This window comes from Paramylibacter kogurei, assembly GCF_002742285.1.
Lineage (GTDB): Bacteria > Pseudomonadota > Alphaproteobacteria > Rhodobacterales > Rhodobacteraceae > Amylibacter > Amylibacter kogurei.
Genome location: NZ_MDGM01000014.1, coordinates 42,334 through 66,814 on the forward strand (window position 1 = coordinate 42,334; position 24,481 = coordinate 66,814).

The 24,481-nt window shown below is 49.2% G+C and carries 25 protein-coding genes; 13 read left to right on the forward strand and 12 right to left on the reverse strand.

The features are described from left to right. Positions 1-56: 56 nt before the first annotated feature. Positions 57-1,385, reverse strand: a complete 1,329-nt coding sequence (locus BFP76_RS12865) for an amidase (protein ID WP_099594358.1) — start codon at positions 1,383-1,385, stop codon at positions 57-59. A gap of 64 nt (positions 1,386-1,449) precedes the next feature. Between BFP76_RS12865 and BFP76_RS12870 the strand changes: the two genes are divergently transcribed. Then, positions 1,450-2,676: an FAD-dependent monooxygenase gene (locus BFP76_RS12870; protein WP_099594359.1), complete on the forward strand. Its 1,227-nt coding sequence runs from the start codon at positions 1,450-1,452 to the stop codon at positions 2,674-2,676. Here the strand turns inward: BFP76_RS12870 and BFP76_RS12875 are convergent. The 5 genes from BFP76_RS12875 to BFP76_RS12895 all read right to left on the reverse strand — a co-directional run bounded on the left by BFP76_RS12875 (position 2,673) and on the right by BFP76_RS12895 (position 6,150). Continuing rightward, entirely contained in the window at positions 2,673-2,852 is a 180-nt protein-coding gene (locus BFP76_RS12875; RefSeq protein WP_099594360.1) for a Trm112 family protein, read from the reverse strand. The two genes, BFP76_RS12870 and BFP76_RS12875, sit on opposite strands and share 4 nt — an antisense overlap. Next, positions 2,849-3,508, reverse strand: coding sequence for an LON peptidase substrate-binding domain-containing protein (locus tag BFP76_RS12880; protein WP_099594361.1), 660 nt, complete (start codon positions 3,506-3,508; stop codon positions 2,849-2,851). The genes BFP76_RS12875 and BFP76_RS12880 overlap by 4 nt, the downstream gene beginning before the upstream one ends. Before the next feature lie 15 nt (positions 3,509-3,523). Continuing rightward, the gene (locus BFP76_RS12885; protein ID WP_099594362.1) at positions 3,524-4,429 is read right to left on the reverse strand and encodes a thioredoxin family protein; all 906 of its coding nucleotides are present in this window, start codon (positions 4,427-4,429) and stop codon (positions 3,524-3,526) included. A 143-nt stretch (positions 4,430-4,572) separates the two neighbouring features. Then, on the reverse strand, positions 4,573-5,361 hold the full coding sequence (locus BFP76_RS12890; RefSeq protein WP_099594363.1) for an exodeoxyribonuclease III: 789 nt from the start codon (positions 5,359-5,361) through the stop codon (positions 4,573-4,575). 102 nt (positions 5,362-5,463) lie between these two features. Next, positions 5,464-6,150, reverse strand: a complete 687-nt coding sequence (locus tag BFP76_RS12895; RefSeq protein WP_099594364.1) for a response regulator transcription factor — start codon at positions 6,148-6,150, stop codon at positions 5,464-5,466. A gap of 161 nt (positions 6,151-6,311) precedes the next feature. Between BFP76_RS12895 and ribA the strand changes: the two genes are divergently transcribed. Next, entirely contained in the window at positions 6,312-7,388 is a 1,077-nt protein-coding gene (ribA, locus tag BFP76_RS12900) for a GTP cyclohydrolase II (protein ID WP_099594365.1), read from the forward strand. Next, positions 7,385-7,897 (forward strand): L,D-transpeptidase family protein, encoded by a 513-nt coding sequence (locus BFP76_RS12905; RefSeq protein WP_099594366.1) that lies wholly within the window; start codon positions 7,385-7,387, stop codon positions 7,895-7,897. The genes ribA and BFP76_RS12905 overlap by 4 nt, the downstream gene beginning before the upstream one ends. Here the strand turns inward: BFP76_RS12905 and BFP76_RS12910 are convergent, their stop codons facing one another. From BFP76_RS12910 to BFP76_RS12920, 3 genes are all read right to left on the reverse strand, one after another. Next, a complete protein-coding gene (locus BFP76_RS12910) occupies positions 7,898-8,548 on the reverse strand; it encodes a YggS family pyridoxal phosphate-dependent enzyme (protein ID WP_099594367.1) in 651 nt (216 codons plus the stop codon). After that, positions 8,538-10,703, reverse strand: a complete 2,166-nt coding sequence (locus BFP76_RS12915) for a tetratricopeptide repeat-containing sulfotransferase family protein (protein ID WP_099594368.1) — start codon at positions 10,701-10,703, stop codon at positions 8,538-8,540. Before BFP76_RS12915 ends, BFP76_RS12910 begins: the two co-directional genes overlap by 11 nt. Before the next feature lie 133 nt (positions 10,704-10,836). After that, positions 10,837-11,685, reverse strand: a complete 849-nt coding sequence (locus tag BFP76_RS12920; RefSeq protein WP_165775719.1) for a porin — start codon at positions 11,683-11,685, stop codon at positions 10,837-10,839. On the opposite strand from BFP76_RS12920, the gene BFP76_RS14690 reads away from it, so the two are divergent. The 6 genes from BFP76_RS14690 to BFP76_RS12945 all read left to right on the forward strand — a co-directional run bounded on the left by BFP76_RS14690 (position 11,684) and on the right by BFP76_RS12945 (position 17,166). Beyond that, on the forward strand, positions 11,684-11,914 hold the full coding sequence (locus BFP76_RS14690) for a hypothetical protein (RefSeq protein WP_165775720.1): 231 nt from the start codon (positions 11,684-11,686) through the stop codon (positions 11,912-11,914). The genes BFP76_RS12920 and BFP76_RS14690 overlap by 2 nt on opposite strands. Positions 11,915-11,983: 69 nt before the next feature. After that, positions 11,984-12,433, forward strand: a complete 450-nt coding sequence (locus tag BFP76_RS12925) for a DUF3576 domain-containing protein (protein ID WP_099594370.1) — start codon at positions 11,984-11,986, stop codon at positions 12,431-12,433. Between the two features lie 70 nt (positions 12,434-12,503). Next, positions 12,504-15,047, forward strand: a complete 2,544-nt coding sequence (gene leuS / locus BFP76_RS12930; protein WP_099594572.1) for a leucine--tRNA ligase — start codon at positions 12,504-12,506, stop codon at positions 15,045-15,047. After that, a complete protein-coding gene (gene lptE / locus BFP76_RS12935) occupies positions 15,034-15,531 on the forward strand; it encodes an LPS assembly lipoprotein LptE (protein ID WP_099594371.1) in 498 nt (165 codons plus the stop codon). The genes leuS and lptE overlap by 14 nt, the downstream gene beginning before the upstream one ends. Further along, positions 15,528-16,556: a DNA polymerase III subunit delta gene (gene holA / locus BFP76_RS12940; RefSeq protein ID WP_099594372.1), complete on the forward strand. Its 1,029-nt coding sequence runs from the start codon at positions 15,528-15,530 to the stop codon at positions 16,554-16,556. Before lptE ends, holA begins: the two co-directional genes overlap by 4 nt. A gap of 10 nt (positions 16,557-16,566) precedes the next feature. Further along, the gene (locus BFP76_RS12945; RefSeq protein ID WP_099594373.1) at positions 16,567-17,166 is read left to right on the forward strand and encodes a glutathione S-transferase family protein; all 600 of its coding nucleotides are present in this window, start codon (positions 16,567-16,569) and stop codon (positions 17,164-17,166) included. Here the strand turns inward: BFP76_RS12945 and BFP76_RS12950 are convergent. The 3 genes from BFP76_RS12950 to BFP76_RS12960 are packed head-to-tail and all read right to left on the reverse strand — an operon-like array spanning position 17,152 to position 20,431. After that, complete coding sequence (locus BFP76_RS12950) at positions 17,152-18,327, reverse strand: TIGR03862 family flavoprotein (protein ID WP_099594374.1); 1,176 nt, start codon at positions 18,325-18,327, stop codon at positions 17,152-17,154. The two genes, BFP76_RS12945 and BFP76_RS12950, sit on opposite strands and share 15 nt — an antisense overlap. Next, a complete protein-coding gene (locus tag BFP76_RS12955) occupies positions 18,324-19,628 on the reverse strand; it encodes a mechanosensitive ion channel family protein (protein ID WP_099594375.1) in 1,305 nt (434 codons plus the stop codon). The genes BFP76_RS12950 and BFP76_RS12955 overlap by 4 nt, the downstream gene beginning before the upstream one ends. A gap of 41 nt (positions 19,629-19,669) precedes the next feature. Beyond that, positions 19,670-20,431 carry an SDR family oxidoreductase gene (locus BFP76_RS12960; protein WP_099594376.1) on the reverse strand — a complete coding sequence of 254 codons (762 nt, stop codon included), beginning with the start codon at positions 20,429-20,431 and terminating at the stop codon, positions 19,670-19,672. Between the two features lie 204 nt (positions 20,432-20,635). On the opposite strand from BFP76_RS12960, the gene BFP76_RS12965 reads away from it, so the two are divergent. The 4 genes from BFP76_RS12965 to BFP76_RS12980 are packed head-to-tail and all read left to right on the forward strand — an operon-like array spanning position 20,636 to position 24,481. Beyond that, entirely contained in the window at positions 20,636-22,105 is a 1,470-nt protein-coding gene (locus BFP76_RS12965; RefSeq protein WP_099594377.1) for a DUF2125 domain-containing protein, read from the forward strand. A gap of 13 nt (positions 22,106-22,118) precedes the next feature. Next, positions 22,119-23,465, forward strand: coding sequence for a TldD/PmbA family protein (locus BFP76_RS12970; RefSeq protein ID WP_099594378.1), 1,347 nt, complete (start codon positions 22,119-22,121; stop codon positions 23,463-23,465). Then, positions 23,458-24,222, forward strand: a complete 765-nt coding sequence (locus tag BFP76_RS12975; protein WP_338064518.1) for a 3'(2'),5'-bisphosphate nucleotidase CysQ — start codon at positions 23,458-23,460, stop codon at positions 24,220-24,222. Before BFP76_RS12970 ends, BFP76_RS12975 begins: the two co-directional genes overlap by 8 nt. Positions 24,223-24,238: 16 nt before the next feature. Beyond that, on the forward strand, positions 24,239-24,481 hold the full coding sequence (locus BFP76_RS12980; RefSeq protein WP_099594380.1) for a DUF4170 domain-containing protein: 243 nt from the start codon (positions 24,239-24,241) through the stop codon (positions 24,479-24,481).

Genomic DNA, 24,481 nt, shown 5'->3' on the forward strand with positions numbered 1-24,481 from the left:
AAGCAATTATTGCTAAAATTCTGATATTTGTTGCGATTTTGTTGGCGCGTGGGACGCTAAATGATTGCTTCGATGCTTTTACCAAGTTGCAACAAAGTGTGTTCTTGAAACGGTCTGCCCATCAACATCACCCCACATGATGGGGTGTTTGTGGGCAAAGTTAACGCACACAAACCCATAAGATTGCCGATACGTGTATTGCGCAATGCCAATAAATTGGATCGCACGAAATAGTCTGAATCGGTTTCCAATCGATGTAAATTTGGCGGCATTATTGGTGCAGTTGGTGCCAATAACAATTTAAATTCAGATGCTTGCGCGTCAAAGCTACGGCGAAGTTCTAACAGTTTTGTCCAACCATCATCGTATTGTTGTTTGCTGAAATTCTTACCTTGTCGAAAACGGTGCAAGATTTCTTGATACATTAAATCGGGGTTGTCTTCGATGACGTCACCCCATTGGGCGTAAGCTTCAAAAGTGAACAAACACCCCGCCAGTTCCATCGCCTGTTCAACACCTTCAAATGATGTGGATGTCACGATTGCGCCGTGTGATTTTAGCTTTTCAACAACTGCGTAGAATGCATTTTCTGGTTTTATTTCAATGTGATCGAATGCGATGTTGCGATGAATTGCAATTTTTCGCCCCGATAAATCAATGGGTGACAGATCACAAACAGGCGCATTTTTCAGGATCGCATAAAGATGCGCTGCATCTTCCACGCTTCGCGTTAACGGGCCAACCGTATCAAACCGTGCACAAAGCGGTACCACACCTTGCAGTGATATATCACCTGATGTGGTTTTCAGCCCAACCAAATCATTCCACGCAGACGGAATTCGGACAGACCCACCCGTATCAGACCCAATGCCAGCAGCGGCGAGATTGAACCCAACCGATGCCGCCGCCCCTGACGATGATCCGCCTGGTATTGCATCATAATCATTCACATTTGGCGGTGTTTGCGTCACAGGGTTCAATCCCAAACCTGAAAATGCCAATTCAGACATATGCGTTTTGCCCAAACAGACCAGTCCTGCGTTTGTGGCATTTTGCAAAACCAATGCATCATCTGTGGGAGTTCGATTTTTCAACAATGCCGAACCAGCCTCTGTTTTGGTGCCAGCCGTATCAAACAGGTCTTTCCAAGATATGGGCACACCATCCAAAAGGCTCTGTCGTGTATGCGATGTGGCGCGGGTTGCTGCGGCTTTTGCCTCTGACATCGCGCGATCATGGGTGACTTTTGTATAGATGCGATCGCTAAATTGATGAGAATCAATTGCGTCCAAATAGGTTTGTGTTAACGCGACGGGATCAATTTCACCCGCTTCAATGCCACGCCCTAAATCACTTGCGGTTGCTGTAAGCCAATTCTTGTTCATGAAAAAAGACTAGCGGCGCTTTGCCTCTTGGACAATCACTTTCAAACCGTCATATGCTGTGTTTATGGGCATGAACTCAAATATCACAATTGTTGGCGGCGGATTGAATGGCTGTGCATTGGCACTGGCCTGTGCGCAGGTTGGATTTCAGGTGATTCTGTTGGATCAATCGCGCGCGCAGACTCAAAAATCCGAAAATTTTGATGGCCGCGCTTATGCGCTAGCGCTGACAACTGTTCGTATGTTGCGTGCGTTGGATTTATGGGATTCTGTTGCGCAACATGCTCAGCCGATTTTGGATATTAAGGTCAGTGATGGTCGCGCTGGTGATGGGGCATCGCCTTACTATCTGCATTTCGATCATCGCGAATTGGACGAAGGCCCGATGGGCCATATGTTAGAAGACCGATATTTGCGTATCGCATTGATGGATCAAATGGAAACGCATAAAAACATTTCGTATTTCCCTGAAACCAAGGTGGTTGATCAAATTCAAAATGCTGGTGCAATCCAGGTTGTTTTGGATGATGGTCGTCAAATCAAGACACAGCTTTTGGTCGGGTGTGATGGGCGGCAATCTGGTGTCGCAACGCGTGCAGGGATCAAGCGTTCTGGATGGGATTACGATCAGGCATCATTGGTTTGCGCAATCGAGCATGCATTGCCCCATAACGGAATTGCACATCAATTTTTCACCCCATCAGGCCCATTGGCAATTTTACCGCTGACAGGAAATCGATCATCCATTGTCTGGACCGAACAAAAAACACGCGCTGTTGAAATTTCGCAGATGGATAGTTCTGAATATTTGGATTGCTTGCGCCCCGTGTTTGGCAATTTTTTGGGTGACATCAAATTGGCAGGCGATCGTTTCATGTACCCACTTGGTCTGTCGTTAGCACAGCAATTCGTGATGCCACATGTGGCCTTGGTTGGTGACGCAGCACATGGGATTCATCCATTGGCGGGGCAAGGTTTGAATTTGGGTTTGCGCGATGTTGGCGCACTTGCCGAAACATTGGCGAATGCAAAACGGCGCGGCGAAGACATTGGTGCGTTGAATGTATTACAGCGATATCAAAGCTGGCGGCGATTTGATGCAACCGGAATGGCCGTTGCAACCGATTCAATCAATCGCATTTTTTCCAATGATAATGGATTGTTGCGCACCATTCGTGATCTTGGACTGGGGGCGGTGAACGCGATGCCAAACACGCGACGCGGCTTTATGCGCCATGCGGCAGGGTTATCGGGGAATTTACCAAAATTGATGCAAGGCCGTCAGATTTAATCGAGCTTGCGTGCTTCTTCGATCAATAAAACCGGCACACCATTTCGAATTGGAAATGCGCATTTCGCACGTTTGGAGATAAGCTCTTGTTTCTCGCGATCATAATCTAGCCGCCCACCAGTGATGGGGCAAATCAATGCTTCTAGCATGGGGCCATTTGTCTTGAGCTCTGTCATTGGATTTTCCTGATCGGATCATCGGATGGGCGCAGTGCAAATTCCATCAATGTCACCAAAGTTTCGCGCCGTGTTTGCAAGCTTGGCGTTTCAAGCAATGCTTGTTTTTCCTCTGCGGTAAATGGGCAAAGCATAGAAAGCGAATTGATCAACAGTTCTTCGTCTGCGTCCTTGAGGCTATCCCAATCGCTAGACAGATCAGACGCACTAAAATATTTGCGCAATAATTTCAGAAACTTTGGCCGGTTAAACTTGGTATCCTTGGCACAGGGGCCAAGATCGGATTCAAAGCAGGCCCAATCAACATCGGCGCGCAAATAAGGTGTAAATCCAGCATTTTGTGCCAAGATGCGAAAGCGGCTGATCCCGGAAAGGGTGATCATATATCGCCCATCCTCGGTTTCAGAAAAGCTTGAAACGCGCCCTGCACATCCAATTTGATGCAAGGGTGGGTTTCCCATATCTTGGGGGACTTCGCGTGGTTGAACCATGCCGATCAAACGATGATCTGTTTTTAAAACGTCATCTAACATCGCCAGATAACGCGGTTCAAAAATATTCAACGGCAAGCGGGCACGGGGCAATAACAACGCCCCTTGCAATGGAAAAACAGGGATGGTTTCGGGTAGGTCAGCCAAAGAATGTATCTTTATCATTTTCCTACCACCTGATTAGGCAAAGATCATAGATGAAAGTTTGCGTCGCCCGTTTTGCGCCAAGGCATCTTCGGGGCCAAGGCTATCAAATATTTTGAATAACTGGGTTTTTGCGGCGGCGTCATTCCATTCGCGATCGCGGCGGAATAATTCAAGCAGGGTTTCAATCGCCGCTTCGCTATTGCCCGCACCCAATTGCGCAAGCGCAAGATCAAAGCGTGTTTGATGATCGTCTGGATTGGCTGTCAGCTTTGATTCAAGTTCCGCAGTTTCACCCGTTTCATTGGCCATTTGAGCAAGTTCCAATTGCGCCTTGAGCGCCAAAACAGCGGGCAAATTTGCCAAATCGGCAGGTGCGGTATCAAGCATTTCTTTCGCGGCATCCCCGTCACCTGCTGCGATTTGAGCACGGATAAGTCCTGAAAATGCCTCGCCGTTTTTGCCGTCTTGTTCCAATACGGCCGCAAAAATTTCGGCGGCATCGGTGATTTCGCCTTGTTCAAGCATTTCATTTGCGGCGGTGATTGCCTCTGACAAATCACCAGGACCATCACCACCAGCAGCGATTGTTTTTGCGACGAATTCTTTGACTTCGGATCCGGATTTTGCGCCCATAAATCCATCAACGGGTTGTCCGTCCACAAATGCAAAAACTGCGGGAATGGATTGAACGCGCATTTGTTGGGCAAGCATTTGATTTTGGTCAACGTCAATTTTGACCATCTTTACCTTGCCACCCGCGGCGTTCACCTCTGCCTCTAATGCCGGGCCAAGCGTTTTGCAGGGGCCACACCAAGGCGCCCAAAAATCGACGATAACGGGGGTTTCTTTGCTCGCCTCGATCACATCGGCCATAAAGGTTTCTTCACTGGCGTCTTTGATAAAATCGGTGGGTGTTGATGCGTTGCCAAGATTTAGCATTGTTGGTCTCCTAGGGTTAGGAAAGATGTAACCCGCAGTGATTGTGCGTTCAAGCGATGATAACAAAATGTGCCCCTTACGGGGCGCGAGATGAGCCTTTGACATGTCAAAGGCGGTTTATGGATATTTAGAACATTTGGAAATTAGAGGTCAAATGTCGCAAATACTGGGGCATGATCCGATGGTTTTTCCCAACCGCGCGCATCGCGATAAACGCGTGATGAATGGGCCGCGTTGGAAATGTCTGGGGTAGCCCAGACGTGATCAAGGCGGCGACCTTTGTCGGCGGCATCCCAATCGCGCGCACGGTATGACCACCAACTGTATAAATTGCCATCAGGAATGTCCTGACGGGTGATATCAACCCAATTGGCGCTGTCTTGAACCTGTGCCAAATGTTCACATTCTATTGGAGTGTGCGAAACGATTTTTAGCAGTTGTTTGTGGTTCCAAACGTCATCTTCACGTGGGGCGATGTTCAAATCGCCAACGAGCACGGATTTTTCAGGGGCGTCGGCATGAAACCAATCGCGCATTTCATTGAGAAATTTCAATTTGTGATCGAATTTGTCGTTTTTTTCCACATCAGGAATATCGCCACCTGCGGGGACATAAAAATTATGGATGGTCATCCCATTTTCGAGAGTTGCGGCACAATGACGAGCGTCTTTTTTGCCAACAAACTGGCGATGACCTGCATCTGTCATTGGGATGCGCGACAAGATTGCAACGCCGTTGTAACCTTTTTGGCCACGGGCAACCATATGTGTGTAACCAAGATCTGCAAAATTTTGCGTTGGGATCAATTCAACCAGTGATTTACACTCTTGCAAGCAGAGAACATCGGGTTGTTGTTCTTGCAGAAGTTTTAGAACAATGGGTTCGCGCAAACGTACCGAATTGATATTCCAAGTACAGATCGTGGTGGGCATGGCAGATTCCTTTTCGCGTAGCTTAGCCGATCAAGCGAAAGGCTCAAGGCCAAACAGAAAGACCCGCCACAAAGGGCGGGTCAATCTTGGGAGGAACTGGTTTTATGCGGCTAACCGATAGCCACCGGATTCCGTGACCAGCAGACGTGCGTTGCTGGGATCAGGTTCAATTTTCTGACGCAGGCGATAGATATGCGTTTCAAGCGTGTGCGTGGTGACGCCAGCATTGTAGCCCCATACCTCGTGAAGCAAAACTTCGCGTGGGACGACGCCCTCTGAAGCGCGGTAAAGGAATTTCAAAATATTGGTTTCCTTTTCCGTGAGGCGAATTTTCTTTTCGTCTTCTGTAATCAACAACTTGGACGCTGGTTTAAATGTATATGGCCCAAGCGTGAATACGGCGTCTTCTGATTGTTCGTGTTGGCGCAATTGGGCGCGAATACGTGCAAGCAGAACGGGGAATTTGAATGGTTTTGAAATGTAATCATTCGCCCCGGCATCAAGACCGTAGATTGTATCAGCATCTGAATCTTGGGCGGTTAGCATCACAATCGGGCATTTTACCCCCTGTTTGCGCATCAAGCGGCACAGCTCGCGACCATCCATGTCTGGCAGGCCAACATCCAGCAAAACAAGGTCGTATAACGCCTCTTTCGCCTTTTCAAGGCCCGAAGTGCCGTCGGCCGCTTCGAATACGTCAAACTCTTCGGTCAGGACAAGCTGATCTGCGAGTGCTTCGCGCAAATCATTGTCATCATCCACCATCAATATTTTCTTTAGATTGCTCATCTCAATCTCCTTTGTTGAACAATATGTGTGCTTTATTCACGGATTGAACAAGGTATTCGGGCGATTGCTCACAGGCTCGTGTCGAAATTGCGGGAAATGTTTCATATTCTGTCTGTGCAGGATATAGGGAAGGAGGATTTTGTAACATAATGGCAGTTCAGATGGCGTTGACCCTCACGAATGATGAAAAAATTGCGCGGTTACGTGCGGATTTGCGAATGGGCGTGGGATTTGTTCTGCGCGATGGAGCGTTGCGCTGGCTGGCGGCATCGGCGGAAACATTGCAGGCAGAACGCTTTGCGGGGATGCAGGCGCTGGGTGATTTGGAATTGGTTATTACAGATCGGCGTGCGCGAACGCTAAAAACTTGGGCAACTGATGGCACCGTTGGGCGAATCGCCGTGCCACATGATGCTGGGTTAAAATGGGTGCAATCGGTGGCGGACCCCGCGGATGATCTGAGCAATCCGCTAAAAGGGCCATTTGCGACGGCGACGGGTGGTGATTCATCGGCGCAACGCGTTGTGTTGGAATTGTGTAAGCAGGCGCGATTGTTGCCAGCGGCGGTCATGATACCACTTGGTAAAGACGCGGCGTGCGAATTGGCTGAAATTTCGGTTGCCGATATAAAGGCGGGGTTAAAGACGCGTAGCCCGTTGCATCTGGTATCTTCGGCGCGTGTCCCATTGGCGGTATCCAAAGATTCCCAAGTTCACGTATTTCGTCCAGAGGATGGCGGAACAGAGCATTATGCGATCGAGGTTGGCAAACCATCGCGCAGCGAACCTGTATTATCACGGCTTCACTCAGCCTGTTTCACGGGAGATTTGATTGGCAGTTTGAAATGTGATTGTGGACCGCAGTTGAACGCAGCGTTGCGGCAAATGGGATCAGAAGGTGCGGGTGTGTTGTTATACCTTAATCAAGAGGGGCGCGGCATTGGTTTGGCAAACAAGATGCGTGCTTATAGCCTTCAAGATCAGGGATTTGATACGGTGGACGCAAACCATCGCTTGGGTTTTGAAGATGACGAACGTGATTTCACGCTTGGTTCCGAAATATTGCGCAGCCTTGGGTTTTCATCAGCACGCTTAATGACAAACAATCCAGCCAAAGTGGAAATGATGAATGCAACGGGTATCGCGGTGGCAGAGCGTGTGCCGCTAAAGGTTGGTTTGACGCCAGAAAATGAAAAATACCTTGCGACCAAGGCCAAGAAGAGCGGGCATCTATTTTGAACGCGCGATTTGACGATTTGCTTGTCACCCGATGGGGTGCCCGATTTCAAGGGCGCAAATTTCCCGTGGCGATCGGGCGTGGTGGAATTGGCGAAAAAAAAGGTGAGGGTGACGGTGTAACACCCGCAGGTGTTTTCGAAATTGCGCAGATTGCGTATCGCGTCGATCGCTGGAAATTCAACGCGCCCATCTTGCCACAACATGTGATTGGGTTGTTTGATCGTTGGTCGGATGATCCAAAGGATCCAAATTACAATTTGGGGATTTGCAAGTATGATTACCCGTATTCCCACGAAAGGCTTCGTCGGGCGGATGCGCTTTACAATGCTTTGGGTGTGTTGAATTTCAACTGGCCCGAACCCATTGCGGGTGCAGGTAGTGCGATTTTTATCCATGCATGGCGGCGTGCCCGTTTTCCAACCGAAGGGTGCATTGCATTCGCCCCTGATGATTTGATCGACATTTTTACGGGTTGGACGCCAAAGTCGCGTGTGATTATTCGCGCCTAGTTATCCGTAATCGCGTTCGCCAAAAATAGCAGAGCCGACACGGATATGAGTTGCACCCAATGCAATGGCTCGTTCGAAATCGCTGCTCATGCCCATGGACAATCCGACCAAACCATTGCGCGCTGCGATTTTACGCAACAATGCGAAATGCAATGATGGTTCTTCGTTGATGGGGGGGATCACCATTAATCCTATGATCGGTAAATCAAGCCCGCGACAAGTGGCGATAAATGCATCGGCGTCCGCTGGTAATACGCCCGCTTTTTGCGGTTCTTCACCGGTGTTGACCTGTATGAACAATTCGGGTGATTTACCTTGGGATTGAATTTCAGCGGCCAGTTTATTGGCGAGCTTTTCACGATCAACGGTGTGGATTGCATCAAACAATGCAACGGCCTGTTTCACCTTATTGGTTTGTAAAGGGCCGATCAAATGCACGGATGCGTCTGGGTATTGTTCTTGGAACGTAGGCCATTTTCCAGCGGCCTCTTGCACTTTGTTTTCGCCAAACAAGCGATGCCCTTGGGCAAGCACATCAGCGACACGTTCATTGGGTTGCACCTTGGAAACGGCCAGCAATTGCGTGGAACCTGTCGGGCGCCCGGCGGCGGTTTCAGCGGCGGTAATACGGGATTGGATGTCAGCTAGGATAGTTCCCGCCCTCCTTCAAGGCATCAAACATTGGTTTCAACTCGGCTTCATAACGTTGCCAAGCTTTCATAGAAGATTTGTAAATCGGTTGGCGCACTTGATAAACGCTTAATGTTTTGATCTCGCGCTTTGATTGGTGAAAATTCAGACAGGCGTCTTCCCATTCCAAATCGCAAAAATCAATAAGCTTGCGCGTTTCTTCCTCTGGGTTATCAATCAAATCTTCATATTGAATTTCGTAAAATTGATTGGGCATTTTTGCACGCCAGAAATTCACCATATCGACGAATTTGTTATAATAAATACCTAGCGCATGCAGATCATAGGCGTATGAATGCGTACCATCCGTAAATTTATTACGATAAATCGACAAAAGATTGTCGCGCGGATCACGGTTTACAACCACGATTTTGGCCTTGGGTAATGCTGCCTGAACCAAGCCCATCATGGTGTAGGTCTGGATGGATTTATCCGCCACGCGATTATTGTCGCCCGCTAGTTCCGACAATTTTGTGGCGATGAATTCACCCATCCCGTGGATTTCGTCTGGTGTGATTTTATCGGCGGGTTGGAATTTTCCACCCTCGCGTAGAATCAAACTACGTGCTGTTGTTACGGCATGGCCAACCTCGCCAACACCAGTGACTTGGCTGTGGCTGGCGATGATTTGTTCAACCAAGGTTGAACCAGATCGCGGCATGCTGGTTACAAAAATCGGTGCAGCATCGGTGTATCCGTGGACTGAGGCATCTGACACAGAAAAATCTGCAAACAATTCTTGGAGCTGGGAAATATATGTGACGCGCTCGGCCACATCATAGGGGTAAATTTCCAGGTTCAGATCATTTGCCAGTTTCAGATACGGGAAAGCCTGTTCGTATTCTTTGGCGTCCTCTAAAATTTTGGTAATGGCAAAGGAAGCAGAGCGACGATTATCGAGCGGTTGCTCTGTATCGTCTGCGATTTTTTTCAATCGGGTAAAAATTGGATCACTGGGGTCAATTTTGTTGGACGTGGCATATCGTAAACAAAATTCGGCATTGTCAGGGTCCAATTCCATTGCCCGTTTAATATGGGTGTTTGCAATGTCGAAATTGCCTTGGATTTGTTCCAAAATACCAAGACGAAATTCGGCCAATACAAAATCAGGATCAAGCTTTAGCGCGTGGTTATATGCGTCTCTTGCGGCTTCTATTTTGCCAAGTTCGGACAATGAAGTGCCCAAATAGACATAAACATCTGGCGAGTTCGAACCGTGTTCAATCGCAAATTGTAGCTGTTTGGAGGATTCTTCATGTTCGGTATTCATACCAAGCGCCATGCCAAGACGGGATGCGATTTGGTGGTTTTTCGGGTCGAGTGATTGCGCGCGGCGCAAAAACTCGATGGCATTTACGGCGCGATTGTCTTTGATCAATGCAGTGCCCAAATTCAACAACGCGGCTGTCATTTTAGGCGCATATTTTAGCGCGTTTTGAAATTGCTGAATGGCGAGTTCGATTTTGCCTGTTTCCATCAGCATATTCCCAAATTCGTTATATGCCTCTGCATATTTTGGGTTAAGTGTGATGGCGCGTTTGAAATGTGCGCTGGCGGGTTCAATTTTGCCCAATCGAAATTGTGCGGTGGCTGTGATTAACGCAAACACGGCGGTGGTGGGGTATTTTCCCAATGCCTGTGTCGCGATTAGTTCTGCCTTGGCGAATTGGCCCTGATTCATCAGGGATACCAATGTATTGATGGTCTGTTTTTCTTGCTCGCCCACAATCATTTTTGATTTGCCCGCCTTGTTTTCCAAGCGCGTGCGAAATGTTTTTTTGTGTTGTGGAGGCAGGCCAGATGTTTTGAGAAGCTTTAAAATGTTTTTGGATGTTTTTGCATCGCCCAACTGCGCCGCGGCGGTGGTCAGTTGATCCCAAATTGCGGATTCTGCGGGTTTCAGCAATACAGCATTTTGGAAAAATTTAACGGCGTCATGGAGTTGAAACTTAGCCAACATGATACGACCAATTTGAAAATGAACCTCTGCGATTTTTGGATTTTGATCCAGAAGCTCGCGATAAATCGACAAGGCGGGTTCGGTTTCACCCTTAATTTGCAACGCCATTGCGGATTTGTATTTTTGCGTTAAATCGCCAGCGTTTGCCTGTGCCATGTCATTACCTGTTTATGGGGTGTTCAACCAATTGGTTGGGTTGCGAACAGCAATAACAAATCAAATGCATTCGCAAAACATAAAAAAAGGAGCAGGTAAAAACCTGCTCCTTTCGAAACTAATTCCAGTGGAATTAGAAGTCCATGCGTAGACCCAATGAGAATGTGTCACGTGTGTCGTCTTTACCGTAACCAGCAGCAACAACAGCGCCGCCACCTAGGTCGTAGTTTACAGCCAAACCGTAACCGTCGACATCAACGCCAGCCAGTTCAGATTTTGTGTAGTTTGCGTGCAACAACAATGCGCCAGTTGTGTAGCCAAGGCCGATACCCATTGTATCGAAATCCAAACCACCAACTTCGCCGTCAGCGTAGTTCAACACAACGTCGAAACCAGCTACTGAAGTAGAAGCAGAAACACCGATTACGTCACCAGCGTTGCCAGCGTCTTGGTAACCCAAGCCGAAGCCAACATTTACGCCACCAAGATCAGCACCGTATTTCAGACCCAATGCGTAAACAGCGTCTGTTGTTTGGTCGATGTCTTGAGCAGAAACAGCTACGCCGAAATCACCAAAAGTGTTGTCGTAACGCAAGATGGTGCCTGAATCGAAGAATGCGTTGCCGCCGTGGAAACCGTCGTATGCAGAGTATGCAGTGTGGTCATCAGCGATTGCTGTACCCATTGCGATTTCAGTCATTGCCCAGTCAAGAGCGCCGTCTGTGTCGCCCATTGTCAACGCGCCGAAGCCGCCTTTGATCCAAACAGATGCATCGTTATCGTATGCTGGGATGCCGTTGTCGTCGCCAGCGTTAGTAACTTCGTCAAGATCGATTGTCGCGCCGAATGACAAGCCGCCATCTGTTTCGCCTGACAATGTGAAGATCACGTCGATGTCGTTGTGGAACTGTGTGTTTGTACCGTTGTCTACGATACCCATTTCAGCAGAACCGCCCAAAGTAACTTCAGCAGCAGACGCCATGCCAGCTGTTGCAACTAGTGCTGTAGAAGCAATAAGTAGTTTTTTCATTTTATTTTCCCTCGTTGAGATAAATGAAGGTGCACTCGACCCAGGGAATTCCAGATCGATTGGTGGCAAAATCGACCAAAACGCGCCGTGGGTCAAGAAATTCGGGAATAGTTTTCCGACTGTGCCAATTTTTGGTGCATTCATGCCACAGTGGCAAAAACTGGCCTATGTAACATCGTGAAATAACGCCTTGTTCTGCCACGGTGGACAGGTTAAAAATGCGCGGAACAGTCAGGACCTTGGGGGCAAAATGCGCCATATTTTCAAGAATTTAATCACAGCTTTCATCTGTTTGGGCTTTGTTGCAGGGTGCAGCACGATCAATACAGCACCAAAAGAACCCGTTGTCGAAGAAGAACGCGAAACAATTTGGGATTTGTTCGAAGACAAGGATAAATCGACTCAAGTTCAGGTAAACAAACATATTTGGGCAGCATCTCTTGATGTATTAAGCTTCCTTCCGATCGAGGCTGCCGATCCATTTACAGGTGTTATCGTCATGGGCTGGGGAACCGCGCCTGGGTCCAGCCAGCGTTATCGCGCATCGGTCTTTATCAAAGATGCAGCATTGGATGCGCGTAGCCTAAAAGTTTCGGTGCAAACACCATCAGGTGCAGCAAGCGCAGAAACGCAACGCCAAATCGAAGATGCAATCCTGACCCGTGCGCGCCAATTGCGCATCGCAGATGCCAAACTATAAGCCGTGATCGGCGCAACCACTGAATACACGCCGGGCGATTTGTCCGGCGTTTAACGTTAAAGGAATGAATATGTCACGATACAACGCCCGTGTGACAGAGCCAAAATGGCAAGCGGAATGGGAAAAAGGTGCGGTGTTTAACGCACAGGTCGATCACAATCGCGAAAAATATTACGTGCTGGAAATGTTTCCATATCCATCTGGGCGCATTCATATGGGGCATGTGCGCAACTATACCATGGGTGATGTTGTGGCACGCTATAAATCCGCCGTTGGTTTTAACGTGTTGCACCCGATGGGGTGGGATGCATTTGGGATGCCTGCCGAAAACGCGGCGATGGAAAAAAACATTCATCCAGGCGATTGGACATACTTAAACATTGCCGATATGCGCGATCAGCTCAAACCAATGGGGCTGTCGATTGATTGGTCACGCGAATTGGCAACGTGCGACCCTGAATATTACGGTCAGCAACAGGCGATGTTTATCGATATGCTGGACAAGGGTTTGGTGTATCGCAAAAACGCGGTGGTCAACTGGGACCCAGTCGATATGACCGTTTTGGCCAATGAACAGGTTGAAAACGGGCGCGGGTGGCGATCAGGCGCATTGGTTGAACGCAAAGAATTAACGCAGTGGTTTTTCAAAATCTCGGATTATTCCGAAGAATTGTTAGGCGCGATTGATAATCTGAAAGATTGGCCAGAAAAAGTTCGCTTGATGCAGAAAAACTGGATCGGCAAATCAACGGGGATGCAGTTTCGGTTTAAAACCACGGGCGCACCCGCGGGGTTTGAAGAGCTGGATGTTTACACAACCCGCCCCGATACATTGTTTGGTGCATCATTCGCCGCAATTTCTGCGGATCATCCCTTGGCCAAGGCGCTTGAGGCGGATTATGAAAATATCGCCGCATTCAACGCCGAATGCCGCCAGATGGACACCACAGAAGAGGCATTAGAAACAGCCGAGAAAAAAGGTTACGATACGGGCATCACCGTAACGCATCCATTTAACCCATCATGGGAATTGCCCGTATATATCGCCAACTTTATCTTGATGGGTTATGGCACAGGTGCGATTTTCGGTTGCCCTGCACATGATCAACGTGATTTGGATTTTGCGCGTAAATACGATTTGGTGGTAACACCTGTTGTTTGCCCGGATGACCAAGACCCCGATACATTCACCATTGGCAAGGATGCCTATTTGGGTACAGGCAAGTTGATTAATTCGCGTTTCTTGGATGGGATGACCATCGAAGAGGCGAAAACAGAAGTGATCAATCGTATCACCGTTGCGGGCATGGGCGAGGCAACGACGCAATATCGTCTGCGTGATTGGGGCGTTTCGCGTCAACGTTACTGGGGCTGTCCGATCCCCGTGGTGCATTGTGAAAAATGTGGTGTGGTTCCAGAGAAAAAGGAAAACCTGCCGATTGAATTACCAAAAGATGTGACATTCGAAAAACCAGGCAATCCGTTGGATCGCCATGACGCATGGCGCAATTGCGAATGCCCATCCTGTGGTGGTGCGGCGCTTCGTGAAACGGATACGATGGACACATTTGTAGATAGTTCGTGGTATTATGCGCGTTTCACATCACCACGTGCGAATACACCAACCGTGGCAGAAGACGCCGCATATTGGATGAATGTTGATCAATATATCGGTGGGATTGAACACGCGATTTTGCATCTGTTGTATTCGCGTTTCTTTGCACGTGCGATGAATATCACGGGGCATTTGCCAGACAAAGCGGTTGAACCGTTTAATGCGCTGTTTACGCAAGGCATGGTTTGCCATGAAACATATAAAAATGTGGATGGTAAGTGGCTCACACCTGATGAAATCAAACCTGTCGATGGTGGATATGTTGATGATGCGGGTCGCCCTGTCACCGTTGGCCCATCTATCAAGATGTCCAAATCCAAGAAAAACGTGGTCGATCCCGAAGACATCATTGATCAATATGGTGCCGATACCGCCCGTTGGTTTGTGATGTCAGATAGCCCACCCGAACGCGATGTAGAATGGACAGCATCAGGCGCAGAGGCGGCATGGAAACATTTGCAACGCGTGTGGCGATTAACCGATGAAATTACCCAAATGGATGACGGCGCGGGTTCTGCGGGTGATGCACTTGCCCTGCAAAAGGCCACGCATCGCGCCATTGATGATGTGACCAACGGTGTTGAAGGTTTTGCATTCAACAAATCCGTTGCTGCACTTTATCAATTCACCAATGTGGTTGCGAAATCCAAGGCGGATAAGGCAACGAAAACCGCATCGATGTTGACCATGGCGCAATTGATGCAACCTATGACACCCCACTTGGCCGAGGAAATCTGGGCCACTTTGGGTGGTGCTGGTTTGGTGACACAGGCATCATGGCCTGCGGTTGATCCCGAAATGTTGGTTGACGATACTGTCACCATGCCAATTCAGGTTAACGGCAAGCGACGCGCGGAAATTGTCGTATCCGCAACCGCGAGCAAAGAAGAGATTGAAAAATTAGCGCTGGCAAGTGATGCTGTGGTCAAAGCTTTGGACGGGGCAACCCCGAAAAAGATGATCGTGGTTCCAGGGCGCATTATCAATGTCGTTATTTAATCGCAGAACAGTGTTAATGGGTGGCGGTCTTGCCACCCTTTCGGCCTGTGGGTTTGAACCTGTTTATGGCACGGGCAAAGCATCCAGCGCCATCATCGGTAAAATCGAAATTCAGGAACAAAACGGTCGCTCTGCGTTTGAGTTGCGCGATCGATTGCAAAATCGGCTGGGTGTTGCAGATGCAAATGCACCGTATTTCTTGATCTATCAACTGACCGTCGAAGAAGACGATCTGGTCGTCACATCAGAGGCGGAAATCACCCGATACAATCTGGCGGCAACCGCAGAATACAAAGTGTTCGAACGCGGGAGCAACAAGGTCGTGTTTTCCGATGTAGTGACAACAACCACGTCATATTCTGCAACATCTGAAACTTACCCCACGCGTGTGGCAGAACGCGGTGCGAATGTGCGTCTATCACATTCCATTGCGGATCAAATGTTCACACGCCTTTCCATCACCGCAAAGGATTGGTTGGCATGAAATTGGCAGGGCCGCGTGCGGCGGCGTATTTTGCCAAACCTGACCCAAACCATTCTGGCCTGTTGATTTATGGCGCAGATACGATGCGCGTCGCCCTGCGCCGCCAAGAAGTTGTCAAAGCAATCGTTGGCGACAAAGGCGAAGAAGAAATGCGGTTCACACGGATTGCCGCCGCTGATCTACGCAAAGAACCCGCATTGGTTTTGGATGGTTTAAAATCCCAAGGATTTTTCCCAGGCCCACGTGCGGTGCTGGTCGAGGATGCGGGCGATGGTTTGGCGCCCACGTTGGAAACCGCATTGTCAGAATGGCAAATGGGTGATGCCATGTTGATCGTCACGGCAGGGCAGCTTAATGCGCGATCGAAGTTGCGCAAAGTATTTGAATCAACGCAAACCACCGTTGCCATTGGCATTTACAACGACCCGCCCAGCAAAGAAGAAATTAACGCCACATTACAAAAGGCGGGCCTGACAAACATCGCAGGCGAAGCGATGACCGATTTGCAAAATTTGGGGCGTGAATTGGATCCGGGCGATTTTGCGCAAACCATGGAAAAACTGTCACTGTATAAATTTGGTGATGACACACCCGTTTCCAGCGCGGATGTTGAAACCTGTGCGCCTGCAACGTCTGATGCTGGAATTGATGATGCGATCCATATCGTGGCCGAGGCAAAATCAAGCGAGGTTGGCCCAATCCTGAAACGTTTGTTTGGCCAAGGCATAAATCCCACCACATTATGCATTAGCGCCACGCGCCATTTTCGCATATTACACGCCGCAGCCAGCCATGCAGATGGCCCAGATGTTGCATTGTCACGCGCTCGCCCCCCCGTTTTTGGTGCACGCAAGGATCGTATGGTTCGCCAAGCCCGCAATTGGGGCAGCCCCAAGTTGGAAAAGGCACTGGAAGTGTTGATGGAAACAGATTTATCCTTGCGTTCATCACGCCCATTGCCCGATGCTGCACTTGTGGAACGCGCATTTATCCGGCTGGCCATGATGGCACGTGGACGAAATTAGGGAAAAGAATATGTATCAATTAATCGGCACACCAACCAATCGGACATTTCGTGTTATGTGGGCGATGGCGGAAATGGAATTGGAATACACACAAATTCAGGCCAGTCCCGGAAGCGATGAAGCACGCGAATTTAACCCATCTGGCAAGGTCCCCGCGTTGGTATCGGAGGGAAAAACCATCATCGACAGCGTGGCGATCATGCAATATTTGGCCGACAAACATGACAAGATTACTTTTCCTGCGGGCACAATTGAACGCGCACAACAAGACAGTTTTACGCAATTGATCAATGATGATTTGGATGCATTGCTGTGGTGTGCGGCACGTCATTCTTTTATCTTGCCCCAAGACAAGCGCGTGCCAGAGGTGAAGGAAACCATCAAATGGGAATTCACACGTAACCTTGGTATTTTGGAAAAACGTATGGGTGATGGGCCTTATTTGATGGGTGAAAAATTCACCATCCCCGACATCGTGTTAACGCATTGTTTGGGCTGGGCCAAAATCGCAAAGTTTGATTTACCAGCAGAGGGTCCGATCAAGGATTACATCCGCCGTACCATCGCACGCCCAGCATATCAAATCGCAAACGGTTTACGCGCGGGATAAATATCCAACGGCGCCTTTCCCAGCGACATAACCCGTTGCCAAACAGGCGGTGATTAAATAGCCCCCTGTCGGCGCTTCCCAATCCAGCATTTCCCCTGCGCAAAATACACCTTGCTTTTTTTGCAGCATTAAATCGTTTGCCAACGCGGATTTCGCCACGCCACCAGCGGATGAAATTGCTTCATCCATCGGGCGCGGCCCATTGTGTGTGATAGGCAAAGCCTTGGCCAAGGATGCAATTTGATCGCGTGGCGCACCCTTTGCAAATTCATTAAAGAGTGCCGATTTGGCGGGGGAGAGTGACCACGCTTTGCGAAGCAATGAGCTGCGTGATGCTTTGCTGGGTTGCTTTTGCAAACGTGCTTGCAGCGTTTCGATGGATACATCAGGGCAAAAATCTAGCAACAATTCACCCCCATCACGCATGGCGCGTGACACGGCGTAAATTCCGCCACCCTCCAATCCTGTGCGTGAAATGACGATTTCACCCAAAACCGATTGATCACCAACACTAAGGCGCAACGGTTTTATCGGCTGGCCAAAATGGGGTTCCATATGTTTTGACCAATTCACAACAAACCCCATATTCGCAGGTAAAAACGGCGCGATTTCAATGCCAGCACTATCAAAAATTTCTGCCCATTGCCCTGTCGAACCAAGACGTGCCCAACTGGCACCGCCAAGGGCAAATACGGTTGCGCGGGGTGAGATATGCTCTGTGCCAACTGGGGTGTTGAATTGCAATTGATCGCCATTCCATCCCGTCCATGTCCAGTTGGTTTGAAATGTCACATCTTTGGCTGCAAGTCGTGCAAGCCATGCGCGCAACATTGGCGACGCTTTCATCGCCTTTGGAAATACGCGCCCTGATGATCCCGTGAAAACTTCTGCACCAAGTGCGTTGGAAAATTTGATAACATTGTTTAGATCAAAGTCCGTAATGATCGGGCGTAGCCAATCGGCATCCGCGCCGTATGCGGAGATGAATTTTTCAAACGGTTCATTCATCGTCAGGTTTAAACCTGATTTACCCGCCATTAAAAATTTACGGCCAAAGGTTGGTTTGGCATCTGCAACCAAAACCGAAAAGCCAGCATCGGCAATCGTTTCCGCCGCCATCAAACCAGCGGGGCCCGCACCGATGATCACGGCATCTGTCATGTCTTTGGTAATGAGCCTTTGATTTCAACAACGCGATGTGGGTACGGGATTTCAATTCCGTTATCTTTCAACGCGTTCCAGATCAAAAACAGTACGTCCGATGTATATTTGTTTTTGCCATCATCAATGCCTTCAACCCAAAATTCGACGCAAAAATCAATGCCGCTGTCACCAAATCCGCGCAGCTCGCAATCTGGTTTTTCTGGGCTGTCCAAGACATCGGGGTGGGTTGCAACTGCGGCCTCTACAATGGCAGGAACCTTGTTGATGTCTGTGTCGTAAGACACTGAAAAATCAGCCTCATATCTGTTTCCAGATCCCGCATCGGACCAGTTGGTGATGCGCGTGGTGATGAAATCCTCGTTAGGGACAACAATCCATTTCCCGTCATAGGTTTCAAGGATCGTTGCACGCGATAACATTTTTACAATTGTGCCGCTTTCGCCACCATCCAGTTCGACAAAATCACCAACGGTTGCTTGCCCTTCCAGCAACAAAATAATGCCTGAAATAAAATTCGATGCGATCTTTTGCAAACCAAAGCCAAGCCCGACACCAATCGCGCCACCAAATACCGCAAGTGCGGAAAGGTTGATGCCCATAATGCTCATCAGCAAGAGGAAACACGCACCAAAAATTGAAAGCTCTACAGCCTTGGTCGCCAATTCACGCGTGGGGACGCGCATGTCGTCTTGGGCGCGGATATATTGTGCTGATTGATCGTTCGACCAGCGCCCCAGCCAAAACAGGATTGAACCCGCAATCACTCCGCGCAAAATCGCTAGCAAGGAAAAGTTGATATTCCCGATAGCTACATTTGTATCACCCAAGAATGACATCAATGTTGGCAACAGGCCAAGCGCATAAATCGCGGCCAATGGGATGAAAATATATTTGCCTAACAGTTTGAGAAACGGCGAATAAATAACGCTATTTATCAAACGTTTAACGGCTAGAAATATGAAAATCCGTTTGCCAAATGCGATCACATCGCCCGACCCAAATGCGGCGCGGGTTGCCTGTTCACCGATGGCGGTAAATCCATAGGCCAGCAAGGGTAACAACAGGGGTAAAAACAACAGCGCCATGTTCATCGCACTTGCGAAAATCGGCCGCGTTTCATCGCTGGGCGTTAATAGGGCGCGCAGGGTTTTGCCAAGTTTGCGATTGATCAAAACGGCCAGCAAATAAGCCAGAACCAACACCGCAAATTGCGACCAAGCGGCAGGGCTGGTTATCCAGTTCAAAGCCAAGTCGTGGCCAATGTTCCAATATTCCAATGCTTTGGCTTGGATGTCCATAATGCTCTCTTGTTTTTGCTGGGTTATAGCGTTTGTGGGTTTTAAATCAATCCGATGCTTTTGCGAACACTGTCTTCGCGCAGGCTTATGGTTTTACCCAAATAATGATCCGCGCTTGTGGTTGCCATCCATGCCAATGCACGCGCTGGCCAGTCAACGGGGATGTGATTTTCCCACGGGATTTGTGAAACAGGGTTCACGCCGCTGTCGCGAATTGCGACCTGCATATCGGTGGCGACGGTGCCTGGTGACAAGACCAGGGCGCGGATGCCGTTATGGGATTCTTCTGCATGTAAACAATGGTTTAGATGATGCACCGCAGCCTTTGATGTGCAATAGGCCGACCACCCTTCGAGCGCGGATGTTGCCGCGCCTGAACCGATGGTGATTATGGTTCCACCACCGTTTTTGCGCATCAATGGCAATGCTGCACGTATGCCATAAAACACGCCTTTGATGTTGATATCAATCACTTGATCCCAAGCATCTGGATTGGCATTTTCCAAGCGTTCCACAGGTTCAAGAACCCCTGCGTTATTGATTAAAACATCAGGAATTCCATAACTTGCAACGCAATGCTCCACCAATGAAACAACCGAATTATAGTTGGAAACATCACATGAAAATGCGCTGGCGTTGCCGCCCGATTTGGTGATTTCGGCGGCGACATTTTCGATGTCTTTGGTGCTGCGTGCGGACAGAACAACATTCGCACCACGCTTGGCAAATTCGCGTGCAGTGGCCGCGCCAATTCCACGTGATGCGCCGGTTACAATTACGGTTTTGCCTGAAAAATCTGTCATGGTTTTGTGGCCAATCTGTTTGAGAAAGTCGGATTAGATTGTGGAGCGTTGTATCATGTGTTGCAAGGAATTTCGCCAATAAACGCGGTATGACATGTGTCAGACATCCGTGGGACACGCGTCGGACATCTGTCGGACACTTGTTTTCGCGGTTGTCCCTTGCCCAGCGCTGATTTAGTCTGTGGCAAATTTCAGGAGAACCCCATGTTTCAACCCCGTATTATTTTCGCCAGTACATTTGCCCTGACCAGTGCAATGGGTGCTATGGCAATGAGTGAAGAGCAAGCCACAAAAATTCTAGAAGAATATTTTGATATTTTTAAATCAACGCCACTGGTGTTGAGTGTCGGAAATAAAGATGACGCAAGCGGGCATAGCCAATGGGACAATATTGTTCTGAAAACCGAAGACGGCGACGGGGAAATTACCATCCCGTGGATGCGCGTTGAAAAAAAATTGCTGGGTGGGCATGTGTTGACCATCGCCCCCGAAATGACCATGGCATTTGATGTTTCCACATTTCCTGACGCGGATAAATTTCCCAAAATGGAATTGGTAATGACCCATGAGGGGCTTCAAACCCAAGTGAAAGGGAACGAAGGCGCGCGCAGCTTTGAATCCTCTTTTGAAAATATCGCAATCAAAAGTGTGGGCGATAGTGGGTTCAACATGGATATGGTGATGCGCAATGGTACAAGCACAACCAATTTGATTGCTGGGGATGCACCGCGCAGCAATGGCGATTTTAGCTTTGGTGAAATCGATATCACATATGGGTTCAAAATCGAGGATCAAACAACGCAAGCGTCAAGCAACACCAAAAATGTTTCAGGCGATTTTGATATACCTGTTTTTGGTGATTTCACTGGTGAAAACCCGCTTGCAGGATTTGATGCGAGTGAAACATTTTCGCTTACATACAAAACCGATGCGATCGTTTCATCATCAAGTGCAACGTCACCCATGGGCCCAGTGAACGTAGAGGTGCGTGCAGACAATTCAAATACCGCATTTACCCTGTCCGATCACATTGCAAATATGACCAGCGATGGGACGAATATTTCATATAAATTTGACGGAATGTCATTGGGTATGCCCCCCATGGACGCAGTGATCGGCGATATGGTTTCTGTGATACAAATCCCCATTGAAAATCTGGATGGTGCAAAGCCCGCAAAATTGAAACTGGCGCTTAATCAATTGACGCTTTCGGATAATGTGTGGGGCATGTTTGACCCAAGCGCAAAACTGCCGCGCGATCCGATCACATTGGATATCGACGCACAGGGCGATATGCGCTGGACGAAAAAGATCGCGGATATTGCCGCCGATCCTGCCAACCCAGAACCACCTGTTCAAATGGAAAACGTGCAAGTGAATGCATTAAATCTGAATGCGGCGGGCGCGCAGCTGGCCACAACGGGTGCATTGTTGTTTCACAATGCGCAATTCCCTCCACAGGTTGAGGGTTCGATGAATGTTGATCTGAAAGGCGCACAAGGGTTGTTGAAAAAGCTAACCGAAATTGGGTTGGTGCCTGCGCAAAATGCAATGATGATCCAAGGAATGAGCGCAATGTTTTTCCGCCCCGGTGGTGGGGATGATCATCTGACATCTGAAATCAAACTGTCCAAAGACGGCGGTATCACCGCCAATGGCATGCCAATAAAATAAGTGGAAAATATCCGTGGCCAATGATTTTAACGACCTGTCGGCAAAGGTATTAGCCGCCGCCAAATCCGCAGGCGCAGACGCCGCCGATGTTTTGCTGGTGGATGGCACAACCGTATCAATCGAGGTGCGCGCAGGTGCATTGGAACATGCCGAACGATCAGAGGGTGTTGATATCGGGCTGCGGGTGTTTCGCGGCAAACAACAGGCCAGCGTTTCGGTTTCAGATCTGTCCGATCATACGATTGAACAAATGGCCATGCGTGCCGTGGCAATGGCCGATGCCGCGCCAGAAGATCCGTATTGCGGTTTGGCCGATCCCGATCAATTGGCCAAATCGTGGGATGTGGATGCGTTGGAATTATACGACCCATCCGAACCCATGAGCGCGGATGCATTACAAGATGCCGCTTTGGCCGCGGAGGCCGCCGCATTGGCGGTAAAAGGTGTTAGCCAAGCTCAGGGCGCATCGGCGGGATATTCCAGTTCGCGTGTACATCTGGCGGCAACAAACGGGTTTTCTGGCGGGTATCGGCGCACATCAACATCGACATCCTGTGTTGCGATTTCGGGCACTGGTTTGAACATGGAACGTGATTGGTGCGGTGAATCGCGCAGCCACGCGGATGAATTGCCAAGCCCTGAAAGCATCGGCCAATTGGCGGGTGAACGCGCCGTTGCCCGAGGGGGTGCCAAACGCCCCCCAACAGGTGCATATCCTGTGTTGTTTGATGAACGTGTGTCATCAACCTTGATCGGGCATTTGGCGGCAACCATTAATGGGGCATCCATTGTGCGCGGTTCAAGCTGGTTATCCGATGCGCTGGGCAAACAGGTGTTGCCCCGTGGTATGACGTTGATCGAAGACCCAACGCGCAAACGCGTTGCAGGATCGCGCCCGTTCGATGGCGAAGGATTGCCCGTCGCACCGCGCGAAATAATTTTGGATGGGGTGTTGCAGGGATGGACATTGGATTTATCCACCGCCCGCCAATTGGGCATGCAATCAACAGGCAATGCTGCGCGTGGCATTGGCGGCCCACCATCCCCAACCACGGGCAATCTGGCGCTGACCATGGGCGAATATAGCCATGCAGAATTGGTCGCACAGATGGGCACGGGATTGATCGTAACATCCATGATCGGTTCCACCATCAGCCCAACAACCGGTGATTATTCACGCGGTGCGGCGGGGTTATGGGTGGAAAACGGTGAAATCATTGGACCAGTGAATGAATGCACGATTGCGGGTAATCTGCGCGATATGTTGATGACATTGGTTGCAGGCAATGATGCGCGAATGCATCTGAGCCGTAATATCCCAAGTTTGCTGGTCGAAGGGTTAACCATTGCCGGTGCCTGATTTAACCTTGCTAACCGATGCAGCATTGGCATCGGGTGAAATCGCGATGCGGTTTTGGCGCAAAGATTTGCATGCATGGGATAAGGGCGGCGGCCAAGGCCCCGTGTCCGAGGCGGATCTGGCGATTGATAAAATGCTTTGCACCGAATTTGGTGCAGCGCGGCCAGATTATGGTTGGCTGTCAGAAGAAACCGATGATGATCCTGCGCGGCTTGCCTGTGAAAACGTGTTTATCGTTGATCCGATTGATGGGACACGTTCTTTTATCAACGGACATGAAAATTTTTCTGTTTCTATGGCGGTGGCCAAGGCGGGTGAGGTGACGGCGGCGGTGGTGCATTTGCCAGCCAAGGGTTTAACCTATGCCGCGGCCAAGGGCGAAGGGGCAACATTAAACGGCGAACCCATCCGCCATAATGGCAACACAGAAATTCGTGGTGCGCGTATTTTGGCATCGGGTAGCCAGACGAAATCTGAAATGTGGGTCAAACGCCCACCACCGATTGAACGCCACTTTCGCTCATCGCTGGCCTATCGCATGTGTTTGGTCGCCCAAGGGCGGTTTGATGGGATGTTAACACTGCGCCCGACATGGGAATGGGATGTGGCAGGTGGCGATCTGATTTGCCGCGAGGCAGGGGTGTCTGTGACCATGCGAAATGGGCAGGTGCCAAAATATAATAGCGCGACTGCCTGTTTTGATGGTTTAATCGCAGCGACACCTGTCATACATACGGGTTTGTTAGACCACCTTTAACTGAAAGGAATTTGTGATGGTACAACGTTTACATTTGGTTTTTGGGGGCGATTTGAAAGATCCGACCACAAAAGAATTCAAAGATGTTTCCGAAATCGATCTGGTTGGGATTTTCCCGAACTATCAATCCGCTTATGATGCATGGAAAGGTATGGCACATAAAACCGTGGACAATGCGCATACACGTTATTTCATCGCGCATCTGCACCGCCTGCGCGACGAAGAATCGCCTGCCAGCCCAACCGAAGAATTAAGCTGA